Below are 10,973 nucleotides of genomic sequence, written 5' to 3'. Positions count from 1 at the left end.
TTGCATTTACTTACCGGGTGCTGATCGTATACCTCCGGGTATAGCGTTTCAAAATCAGCTCCGCTGCAAATATATACTTTATCTACACGCCAGCTTTCGCGTGCTGTTTTAATCAACGGCATATCGATCTCGGTAACTACATGGCCGAACTTGATTATGAGGCCATATTTCTCTTGTAGCCATAAGGGTATTCTGCGGATGGCTTCGCGTGCATATACTGTTCCTTCCGTCTCGCTCCACAAGCCGCCTTTCAGGTTCAACTTACGAACTGCCGGTGAGCGTTTAATAATTTCATCGGCCGTGATCAATGAACATTTATAGGCTGTACCTTTATATAGATCTATAAATTCGTTCAGCACGTTCCACTCATCTTCGTGATAAGCCAGGTGAAGCGATCCATTCGGTTTCATCCAGAAGCCAGCCTCTTTCGATATTTCTTCCCAATGCTGTCGCGCACGCAATGCACGGTCAAGGCCAACACCCGGCTCTTGTCCTATCGGCCACACAAGTCCGAAGTTTCGCACGGAAGCACCGATAGCAAACTGCTCGCGTTCGAACAACACAACTTTATATCCTTTACGAAGTGCCATGTATGCATGGGCAAGTCCTACGATGCCGGCACCAACAATGGCGATATCTGCGGAACGATCCATATCTTCTTTCGTTTGATACATAAGAAGTTCGCAACTGTAACTTCCGGCTGTAAAGTTATTCCAAAAGTTCGTGCCAGCGCCATGCCGGTGAGCCGGTAAAGTTTATCGTTTTGTTAAGGTTGTTCCTTACCTTTTTTCTTACAACATTTAACTATAAACTTTGAAACCTGAACCGGATACATGTGGTCTAATTTTCATACACACAGTAATTATTGCGATGGCAAAAGCCCGATCGAAGACGTTGTTCGTAAGGCGGAAGCACTCAATATGATCAGCCTTGGTATATCATCGCACGCACCGGTGCCTTTCCCCTGCCAGTGGTGCATGAAACCGGATGCTCTCGAAAATTACCTGCGTGAGCTCAATGTATTAAAAGGAAAAACATCGCTCGAACTATACAGCAGTCTGGAGATCGATTTTATACCGGGAGTAATCTCTCCCAGCGATTTCCGCAGTAAGCTGGATTATACAGTAGGCTCTGTTCATTTCGTAGAGAAATTACCGGATGGCACTCGCTGGGAAATCGATGGACTTCATACACTCTTTCTCGAAGGATACGAAAAGATTTTTCGAGGCAACATTCGCGATACGATTGAACGCTACTATGAGCTAACACGTGAAATGGTTGCAACCGCCTGCCCTGCCATTGTAGGCCATCTCGACAAGATCAAGATACAAAACATCGATGGCAAATTTTTCGATGAGCGCGATACCTGGTATCAACAGGCGGTGAAGAAGACGATCGATGTCATTGCCGACAGCGGTGCTATCATTGAAGTAAACACACGCGGTATATACCAGAAAAAATCCACCACTACTTACCCTGGTCCGTGGATACTGGAGTATATACTGCACAAAGGTATACCGGTTACGCTGAGCAGCGATGCGCATCATCCGGATGATCTTATCAACCAGTTTTCAGTCACGGCATCTCTTCTGTTAACCATTGGATTCAGAACATTAACCCTATTACATGAAGGCCGCTGGCAATCATTCCGCTTTGATGAGCAAGGTATCATTATCCGCTGAGCATCCAATTACCCGGTGGCTGCGACAGACCAACGCGGTGGGGTTTACCCTTTATACTTCGCTGGCCGCGTTCTGTCTTTACACATGCGTCTATGCATTTCGTAAAACTTTTGCTGCTGCTTCGTTTGATGGTATAGTGTATTGGGGGGTAAGCTATAAAGTGTGGCTGGTCATCTTCCAGGTAGTGGGCTATGGTACGTCTAAGTTCATTGGCATCAAGGTAATCTCGGAGTTGAAAGCACAGGCACGTTCTACCGGTATACTCATACTCACGGGTATAGGCGGTATATCCTGGTTATTGTTTGCCATCATACCGGCTCCTATTAACATTATATTTCTCTTTACAAACGGTTTGCCGCTGGGCATGATCTGGGGCATGGTGTTCGGCTACCTGGAAGGGCGCAGAATGACGGAAGTATTGGGGGCGGCTCTGTCGGTAAGTTTTATTTTTTCTTCGGGTCTGTGCCGCTCTACAGGTGCTTATCTCATTCGCGACTGGCATATTTCAGAAACGTGGATGCCCTTTATGGCGTGTTGTATTTATACTATACCGCTATTGCTATTTCTATACCTGCTCGATAAGGTTCCACCACCTTCTGCGCGGGATGAGCAATTGCGAACACGCAGACAACCTATGAATGTATCGGAGCGAAAGAAATTCATCCAGGCATTTTTACCAGGCATCGTGCTTTTTGTGCTTTGCTATATGTTGCTCACCATTTACCGCGACTTTCGCGATAATTTTTCAGCGGAGGTGTGGAAGTCGCTGGGCTATGGTAACTCACCACAGATATTTACTACCACCGAGATACCCGTGGCTATCGCAGTGCTCGTCATTATGGGCAGCATCATGATCATCAGGAACAACAAGCTTGCGCTGATGGTCAATCACCTGATCATCGCTGCCGGTATGGCCCTGATCGGCACCAGCACCCTTTTGTTTGAGAAACATTGGATTGATCCCACCACCTGGATGATCCTGATCGGACTTGGTTTGTATATGGGATATGTACCCTTTAACAGCCTCTTCTTCGACCGTCTCATCGCGGCATTTCAATACGTGGGCACCGTTGGTTTTATTATGTACGTAGCCGATTCGTTTGGTTACCTGGCCAGCGTTTGCATGCTGTTCTTCAAGGAATTTGGCTACTCCCGTATAGGCTGGCTGCAGGTATTTATCGCGTCAGGCTATATTATTTCGGTGGCCGGCTCTCTGCTCATTCTCGGCTCCATGCTATATTTCCATAACAAGCACAAACGTTGGCAAAAACCTGTGTAAACATAGACGATTTATCCCCGCTCGTGCCGAAAATTTAAAATATTTATAATCAAGCCTACCTCCGGTTAGAAAATTGTAATTTTGTGTCAATAATTCATTGACGTAAATGGCTATTGTTGCAAAGAGGCAGTTTCTCTATAAGTTCCTTCTGCTATACATCACCCCTATCCTTTTACTTCTTATTCTGCTGATTTACCTCCTTGTGCGGGATCATCAAAAAGCTTCAGGGGAACGTGGTGCCGTAGTGGGAATTTCCGTGCTTCTGATTATCACGCACGGCATACTGGCGGCTTCCTTTACCCGGAGAATGAACTTTAAGATTTCGTCCATCCGCGAGGCGATCATGGCCCTGGCCGTTGGAAGTTTCCGTCATAATATAGCCCTGTCGGGAAACGATGAGCTTACCGACATGGCTGCTTCACTCAACATTCTGAAAGAAGACCTGATGAAGAAAACCGCCTTCGCAGAACAGGTGCGCAACGGTAACCTGGAGGTACAATACCAGCCCAATCATGAAGACGACCAACTGGGTCATTCCCTGTTGAAGCTAAAAGAAAATCTGCAGGCAGTAAAAGAGGAAGATCAAAAACGAAACTGGACTACCGATGGTCTTGCCCGTTTTGTAGACGTGCTTCGCTCGAATAAGAACATGGCCTCACTGGCACATGATGTTACCAGGAATCTGGTGCAGCTTATCAAAGCGAATCAGGGTGCCATCTTTATACTAACCGATGACCAGGACGGTAATCAACATCTGGAGATGCTGGCATGTTATGCATTTAACCGCACCAAGCATCTTACCAAAAAGATCGCAATTGGTGAAGGGCTCATCGGCCAGGCCTTTCTGGAAAAAGAAACGATACACCTCAAAGAGATACCAGAGGAATTTGTACGTATTACTTCCGGTCTGGGTGAAGCCAATCCACGAAATATACTCATCACACCACTCAAGGCAAATGAAGAAGTGGTGGGAATTGTGGAGATTGCATCCTTCAGACAATTTCAGCAACATGAAATTGCCTTTGTAGAGAAGATTGGAGAAAATATAGCACACACTATATTATCGTATCGTACGGCAGAACATACACAACACTTGTTGAACGAATCGCACGAACAGGCCGAAAGCCTGCGTGCGCAGGAAGAAGAGTTGCGCCAGAACCAGGAAGAGTTGCAGACTACCCAGGAAGAGATCAGCCGAAAGTATAATGCGCTCTTCAAACAACTTGCGGAACTGAACTATGAATCGAAGTTCGATCAGTTAAAGTCCATCAATTCCACCAAGAAGCGTAACATCGAATATTATTTTGACATCATCCGCAACCAGATACTCACATTCTCGGAGAACAAAATGGTGGTGGATGCCATGAAAGAATTTAAGCAGGCATTCGCCCAGACCGGTGAAGGTGTAACAGAGACTGAAATCGCAAACTATAAACGCAGCCTTGATAAGTACTATACCGAAGAGTTTATTACGCGTTTAAAAGAAAATACCGATCTGCCCGAACAGAGCGAGCATTACCTGCCGCAAGAGCTCCGCACCTGCGTTCTGCAATACCACTATATATCCAACAACCCTCACCCCACCGGACAAAAGTCTTTGTTGAATCGTGCTGACGATGCCAGTGTATATAGCGAGGTACATGCACGCTATCATCCGATCATGCGAAACTTCCTGGAGAAATTCGGTTATTACGATATCTTCCTGATTGACCATATTACTGGCGATATCGTCTATAGCGTTTTCAAAGAGATTGATTTCGGAACCAGCCTCCTCACAGGACTTTACAGTCAAACTAATTTCGGTCGTGTAGTAAAAAATGCTATTGCCAGCACGGATAAAAACTTTGTGAAGCTGGAAGACTTTGAACCGTACGATCCCTCGTATCGTGCACCGGCATCATTTATAGCCTGTCCGGTTTATGATGGTGCCGAGAAGGTTGGTATACTCGTGTTCCAGATGCCGATCAACAAGATTAACCAGATACTCACCGGTGATAACAACTGGCGCACTGATGGTCTTGGTGAAAGTGGTGAAACGTTGATCATTGGCAACGATTATAAACTGCGCTCAGTAGCACGTGAACTGCTGGAAGATAAACGCAAATACCTGGCGGGCCTGCGAAAAATTGGCTATAGCAGCTCTGTTACGTTACAGATCGACAAAATGCACACGAGCATTCTGCTGGAGAAAATACAGATCAAGTCAGTAGAGGCAGCGTTGCGTGGTGAGACCGGAACACTCATTGAAAAGAACAAACACGGCAACGAAATGCTCAACGCCTACGCCCCGCTCAATATACCCGATGTGCATTGGATTATTCTCTCTACTATGAAGGAAGAAGAAGCATCGATGCGGATTAATGATCTTCGGAAGGTATAGTTTTGTTAAGAGCTGCGAGTTTTGAGAAAGGTTACTGGCTTCAGGCTGCTGGCTTCTGGAAGGTGTGGGAATGTGAATAGGGTGCGCCGCGCTCAATTAATCTTTGCTAAAAATCTACAAGTTTTCTTCACCAAGAAAATATAAGCGATAAATCTAATGCAAATCATCCAGCAGCGAGCAACCCGAAGCCAGCAGCTCTTCCTCAATATCCTGCTGCGAGCGTTTGATCATCGCGGATTAGTTTGTTATAGTATTGGATGATTCGGATTGCTTCAGCTGGCTTTTTGGGGCGAAGGTCATTTTCCAATATAAACATGGAGAGCAGTACGCCTCCGTTCGTTTCCAGCTCCGGATATACTTTTGAATGAAATTCTTTTAATTTATTGAGTTTTTCATGGTGCAGTGTAAAGTATATATAGTCGTCTACATCGGAGCCTTGCGAAAAGGCATGTTCTTTTTCTTTCCGCAAAACGTGTACATCTCCATATACCACTACTTCATATAGCTTGTATCGTTTCCAGGCTATATCGTGTTCCTGTACAGATATATACCGCTTGTTCATGTTGAGCCTGGCATTGTAAAATTGTACGGAGTATATCTTGTGTGCAGGATATACCGACACGGTATCGTGCGACCGGAGAAGTACCAGATCATATTCAGGCTCTATCGCTATAGATCCTACGAATACTTCTTCAGAGCGAAGAACAAGCGAACCTTCGTACCAGGTAAGCTCCTGTGCCTGCACAAAAAGTTTACAAATGGTAAACGAAATGAAAAGAAGACACGCAAAACGTTTCACTTCATGTTAATGTTGGTTAACATGAATTTAATCTTTTGTTAATAGAACATCAAGTGAAGTCGCTTACAATTTGAACCACTTCGTGTATGTTATCAATGAGGTGTGTATGCTTCTCTTTTAAAAGTTCTTCTTTCGAAAATGCTCCGGTAGTTACACCGATCACCAGCGGGCAACCTGCTGAATTTCCTTCCTGCAAGTCGGATGAAGTGTCGCCAACTTTCGCTACACATTTCACATCTTTCACACCCGTGAGCTCCATTGCACGGAAGATCATATCCGGAAAAGGTCTGCCGCGTTCCACTTCATCACTGGTTACGCTGGCATCGATGAGATCGGCCTTCTTCCACCCTAACCGTTCCAATAAAGGATCAACGATCTGACGATCGAATCCGGTATCAACCACCACTTTGAGTTTACTATTTCTCAACCTGCGAAAGGTATCGCTTACGCCCTCCTTCTCTCCTACACCGGCATCTGTCTTATAAAAATGAATCATGGCTTCCACGAAATCGTGGTGGATCACATCAATCCAGGTAGCATCTATAGCGCGTGTACCTATATATTGTTTTTCCAGCAATTTTCGTATTGCTACCGGCTTGGGAATTCCCATTACAGCATTGGCATCTTCGATCGAGATGGTTACGTTATGCTTTGCCAATGCAAGCTGCAGTACGCGGTGTACATCTTGATTATCTTTTACTGTTGTACCGGCCAAGTCAAATACCACGAGTTCTATTGCCATAGTTTTTTTATTGCAAGATATAGTCTTGCATCAAGCTATACGATACCGCTCACAGTAAAGACAGAAACTTAATGCTCCGATAACACGGTTCTTGTTATCTTCGGTATAAAATTACCACTCATGAATGCTACTGAAACGATCCGCGAAGTGTTTGACCTATATGAAAAATATGGCGATGCCGATTATATCGGAGAACCGGTATCGCAGCTCGAGCACATGTCGCAGGCTGCGCAGCTTGCTCTACAGGAAGGATATGATGATGAAGTAGTGCTCGCTGCTTTCTTCCACGACATTGGTCACATCTGCGTAATGGTAAATGAAGAGAACAACATGGGTGGCTATGGTGTGAAGAGCCATGAAAAGATCGGTGGCGATTATCTTCGTGCAAAAGGTTTTCCGGAACGCATTGCCAAACTTGTGGAGAATCACGTACAGGCCAAGCGATACCTCACCTATAAATACCCGGAGTACTACGAGCAGTTGAGTGAAGCCAGCAGGAAGACGCTGGAGTTTCAGGGAGGTGTGATGACATTACAGGAAGCTGCTGTTTTTGAAAGCGACCCCCTTTTTGAAATCAGCATTCGCATGCGCAAGTGGGACGAGCTCGCCAAAGAGATGCATATTCCCATTATCGACCTTCGTGATCTTCAAAAGAAAGCATTGGCTGTATTATCACAATAGTATTTCGTTACGTTCGATCATTTCCTATCTTGTGCACTTTGCACACTCATTCATGATACGAAATGATTAAACAATTTCACAACATCTTCAAACGCCTTAACAGCTACATCCACGATAGTCTCTCTCCCCGTCATTTCTTTATCTACTCGAGTATATTGGTAGGTCTCTCCTCCGGACTTACCGCTATTGTGCTGAAATATTTTGTGCACAGCATCGAAACGCTGGTGGAGTATTATTCACACACCTATGAAGAGTTTTTTTTGTTTACACTTTTCCCCATCATTGGTCTTGCACTCACCACTTTTTATGTGCAGCGCTTTCTGCATGGCAACTTCAAAAAAGGAAGTGCCGAGATTGTATATGCTATTACCAAGAAATCGAGTGTACTGCCTTCAAGTCAGATGTATACGCACCTCATTACGAGTGCACTTACCGTTGGCTTCGGTGGATCTACCGGATTGGAGTCGCCCATGGTAACAACCGGGTCTGCCATCGGTTCTAACTATGGGCGTATATATAGCCTGTCTTATAAAGAAAAAACCATATTGCTTGCGTGCGGCGCTGCTGCCGGTATTTCGGCTGCATTCAATTCACCCATTGCCGGTGTGTTGTTCGCTGTAGAAGTTTTGCTTGCCGATGTAAGTGCATCGGCCTTTATACCGTTGATCATTGCTGCTGCCTGTGGTGCTTTGTTATCAAAGATCATTCTCGGTGAAGGCGTATTGTTGTCTTTCGAACTCGCACAGCCATTCAACTATCACAACGTTCCGTTTTATATTGTGCTTGGTATACTGGCTGGTTTTTTATCGCTATACTATACCCGAACGTTTGAGTGGGTAGATTCTAAAATCAAAACCGTTGGCAATATCTGGGTCCGTGTCATCACGGGCGGGGTACTTCTTTCCGTTTTGCTGCTCTTGTTTCCGCCCTTATTTGGAGAAGGGTATGAAACGATCAAGACCCTTTCGTTGCTTAACCCGGAAGATCTGGTACAAAACAGTCTGCTTAACGAAGTTATAACCTCCGACTATACATTGCTGATCTTCCTCGGGTGCCTCGCATTTTTAAAAAGTATAGCGGCTGCACTAACCATTGGCAGCGGTGGTAATGGAGGAAGCTTTGGTCCTTCGCTTTTTGTAGGTGCCTACCTGGGTTTTGTATTTGCGCGTATCGTAAACCTGCTGGGCCTTGCACATATACCGGAAACAAACTTTACACTGGTGGCTATGGCCGGTATATTAAGCGGTGTGCTGTATGCCCCACTCACCGCTATATTTTTGATTGCCGAAATTACCGGTGGGTATGAACTGATGATTCCGCTCATGATCGTATCGGCCATCAGCATTACCGTGGTGCACTATTTTGAGCCGCTCTCCATAGAAGCAAAGAAACTCTCCAACATACTCAAATCACCGCTTGAAGACCGCGATAAACATTTACTGAGCCGGCTCGATCTTACCGAACTGATTGAAACCAATTTCTCCACTATAACACCGAATGCTTCTTTACAAGAGCTGGTAAAAGTTATATCCACTTCCAGGCGAAATATATTTCCGGTGCTGGAGCAGGAAGAACTGAAGGGACTTGTGTTTCTGGATAACATTCGCAGTATCATTTTCAAACACGACCAATACGACAAAGTATTTGTACAGGATCTGATGACTAGTCCGCCTGCTATTATCGAACCAAACGAAAATCTTCACGCCATTCTCAAGAAGTTCGATGAAACGAACCAGTGGAATTTACCGGTGGTCGACAATAAGAAGTACCTGGGCTTTGTATCCAAATCCAGTATACTCACCAAGTATAGAGAGGAATTGGTAAAGTCGGCCTAAACCTTCGATGAAACTGTCATCGCTACAAAATATTTTTTAGGACTATCGCATACGTGGCAGGTGTAATTTTCCGGCAGCTCTTCAAAGGGCACACCGGGAGGTATATGAGCCAGTGCATCGCCATAGCGCATGTCGTAAATGGAGAGGCAATTGCTGCACTGATAACTCACCGTGGTGGAAACCACTTTTTCTTCCTTGCTTTTGTCGTTCTGTTTCTCACGCTCCGGGTTAAGCTGGCGATAATACATTTTGCTTAGTTCGATAAGCAAGGCAGGTATAATTTCCTTTTTCACATCGCGTGCATACGTGAGGTATGTAATGCGATTTGGATTGAAATCTTTTGCGTAGAGTATATTATAGCGTTCGCTGGCTTCAAGCGCGTTGTTACGTTCAATCACAATAGAGGTAAACAGAAAGCTGTCACGTTTCATCTTGATGGTAAACGTAAGTCCGTGCGTGCTGATATCCTGCTGGTCGAGCTCGCGTACCAGAAAGCGTTTCAGTTCAAGCGCATCCGCATCGATCACCGGCAAATGCCAGTTCAGTTCCAATGACGAATGGCGACCGTTAATACCAAATTTACCCATGAGCTTTTCCCAACGAATGCGATCGGATGCTTTTATACCTTTGATGATAAAAGCCTTCCACGGTATAATGTTGATCTTGCCTACATTCGTTTCCTGGCACAACCGGCATGCCGCACTCATGAAATCTATATCATATTGATTGTTGCGCCAATATAGCCCCAACCAGTATTGATTGTTGAGCATGGCGTTCAGTCCTTCGTAATACGGAAATGTACTGTCGGGGAATTTCAGCTTCTCGGTAATAGTGCGCTGGTTAATGCGCATCTTGCCTTGCAGAATCACGAACAGCTCATCGATACCAAAAGGCTGAAAATTGAGAATGAGTTCTTCCAGTGCTTTCGATACTTTTGCTATATCATGACTGAAGATGAGTTTTGGCCAGAGCTCCACAACATTCCCTTTGCGCGGATCACGAATGTAGAGATACCAGTAATTATCTTCCCGTGATGCGATGAAGTTGAGTTCGCCGGTAAATAATGGCACGATGCTCTGCACAGGGTCAACAATGTTGATCTTGATGCGCGGCTTGTAATCAAAGTTATCGATCACAAAATGATATGTATCTTCCTTTACCCAGTTGGTGGTGTCCACCACATTAACGGCTACATAGGAGCTTACGATATTTTGAAAGACAGACTGATCGCTTCCCAGTTCATAATCGATATCGATATCGCGAAAAGCAAGATCGATGGTTTGCTGATCAACATCGTTCGAGGGAAACATGATATCCTGTCGCGACCCAAAGAGCACAAATTTATTGTTCAGGCTCTGCGAGATCTCCATGATCTTCAACAGATCGGCTGGCGATAGTATTCCTCCCTTGACAAATGCACGGATTAAATCACTCTTCTTCGTTTCCATTATCGGTTGTATCAGCAGTATAAATTTAAGGGTTTTAAATTTAAAGGTTCAAAGTTCACGTAGAGTTCAAGGTTCATGGTTCATGGTTCAAAGTTTAAGGTTCTCCTGCTTAAACGCTCCCTGTTCC

The 10,973-nt window shown here is 44.9% G+C and carries 9 protein-coding genes; 5 read left to right on the top strand and 4 right to left on the bottom strand.

From position 1 onward, the window contains the following. A partial coding sequence (locus tag V7Q33_RS16450; RefSeq protein WP_333820518.1) for an FAD-dependent oxidoreductase occupies nt 1–653 on the bottom strand: 653 nt, incomplete at its 3' end. A gap of 180 nt (nt 654–833) precedes the next feature. Between V7Q33_RS16450 and V7Q33_RS16445 the strand changes: the two genes are divergently transcribed. The 3 genes from V7Q33_RS16445 to V7Q33_RS16435 all read left to right on the top strand — a co-directional run bounded on the left by V7Q33_RS16445 (nt 834) and on the right by V7Q33_RS16435 (nt 5,341). After that, entirely contained in the window at nt 834–1,682 is an 849-nt protein-coding gene (locus tag V7Q33_RS16445) for a histidinol-phosphatase (RefSeq protein ID WP_333820517.1), read from the top strand. Next, entirely contained in the window at nt 1,627–2,961 is a 1,335-nt protein-coding gene (locus V7Q33_RS16440; protein ID WP_331977835.1) for a DUF5690 family protein, read from the top strand. The genes V7Q33_RS16445 and V7Q33_RS16440 overlap by 56 nt, the downstream gene beginning before the upstream one ends. Nucleotides 2,962–3,067: 106 nt before the next feature. Continuing rightward, nucleotides 3,068–5,341 (top strand): GAF domain-containing protein, encoded by a 2,274-nt coding sequence (locus V7Q33_RS16435; RefSeq protein ID WP_331977837.1) that lies wholly within the window; start codon nt 3,068–3,070, stop codon nt 5,339–5,341. A gap of 202 nt (nt 5,342–5,543) precedes the next feature. Here V7Q33_RS16435 and V7Q33_RS16430 read toward each other — a convergent pair whose 3' ends face one another. After that, nucleotides 5,544–6,140 carry a hypothetical protein gene (locus V7Q33_RS16430; protein ID WP_333820516.1) on the bottom strand — a complete coding sequence of 199 codons (597 nt, stop codon included), beginning with the start codon at nt 6,138–6,140 and terminating at the stop codon, nt 5,544–5,546. Nucleotides 6,141–6,189: 49 nt separating this feature from the next. Next, nucleotides 6,190–6,882 (bottom strand): phosphonatase-like hydrolase, encoded by a 693-nt coding sequence (locus tag V7Q33_RS16425; protein ID WP_331977840.1) that lies wholly within the window; start codon nt 6,880–6,882, stop codon nt 6,190–6,192. A 120-nt stretch (nt 6,883–7,002) separates the two neighbouring features. Here V7Q33_RS16425 and V7Q33_RS16420 point away from each other — a divergent pair, with 120 nt between their 5' ends. Both V7Q33_RS16420 and V7Q33_RS16415 read left to right on the top strand, forming a co-directional pair. After that, the gene (locus V7Q33_RS16420; protein WP_331977842.1) at nt 7,003–7,563 is read left to right on the top strand and encodes an HD domain-containing protein; all 561 of its coding nucleotides are present in this window, start codon (nt 7,003–7,005) and stop codon (nt 7,561–7,563) included. Between the two features lie 62 nt (nt 7,564–7,625). Then, complete coding sequence (locus tag V7Q33_RS16415; RefSeq protein ID WP_331977844.1) at nt 7,626–9,398, top strand: chloride channel protein; 1,773 nt, start codon at nt 7,626–7,628, stop codon at nt 9,396–9,398. Here V7Q33_RS16415 and V7Q33_RS16410 read toward each other — a convergent pair. After that, on the bottom strand, nt 9,395–10,846 hold the full coding sequence (locus tag V7Q33_RS16410; protein WP_331977846.1) for a rubredoxin domain-containing protein: 1,452 nt from the start codon (nt 10,844–10,846) through the stop codon (nt 9,395–9,397). The two genes, V7Q33_RS16415 and V7Q33_RS16410, sit on opposite strands and share 4 nt — an antisense overlap. Nucleotides 10,847–10,973: the final 127 nt, after the last annotated feature.

This window comes from Ohtaekwangia sp. (assembly GCF_036786105.1).
Classification (GTDB): Bacteria; Bacteroidota; Bacteroidia; order Cytophagales; family Cyclobacteriaceae; genus Ohtaekwangia.
Note: the sequence above shows the minus strand (reverse complement) of the source record. Positions and strands in the feature narration are given on the sequence as shown.

What these genes read in the sequence shown, in the direction of transcription:
- V7Q33_RS16445 (WP_333820517.1), top strand. Translation starts at nt 834, where the DNA reads ATGTGGTCTAATTTTCATACACACAGTAATTATTGCGATGGCAAAAGC.
- V7Q33_RS16440 (WP_331977835.1), top strand. Translation starts at nt 1,627, where the DNA reads ATGAAGGCCGCTGGCAATCATTCCGCTTTGATGAGCAAGGTATCATTA.
- V7Q33_RS16435 (WP_331977837.1), top strand. Translation starts at nt 3,068, where the DNA reads ATGGCTATTGTTGCAAAGAGGCAGTTTCTCTATAAGTTCCTTCTGCTA.
- V7Q33_RS16425 (WP_331977840.1), bottom strand. Translation starts at nt 6,882, where the DNA reads ATGGCAATAGAACTCGTGGTATTTGACTTGGCCGGTACAACAGTAAAA.
- V7Q33_RS16420 (WP_331977842.1), top strand. Translation starts at nt 7,003, where the DNA reads ATGAATGCTACTGAAACGATCCGCGAAGTGTTTGACCTATATGAAAAA.
- V7Q33_RS16415 (WP_331977844.1), top strand. Translation starts at nt 7,626, where the DNA reads ATGATTAAACAATTTCACAACATCTTCAAACGCCTTAACAGCTACATC.
- V7Q33_RS16410 (WP_331977846.1), bottom strand. Translation starts at nt 10,846, where the DNA reads ATGGAAACGAAGAAGAGTGATTTAATCCGTGCATTTGTCAAGGGAGGA.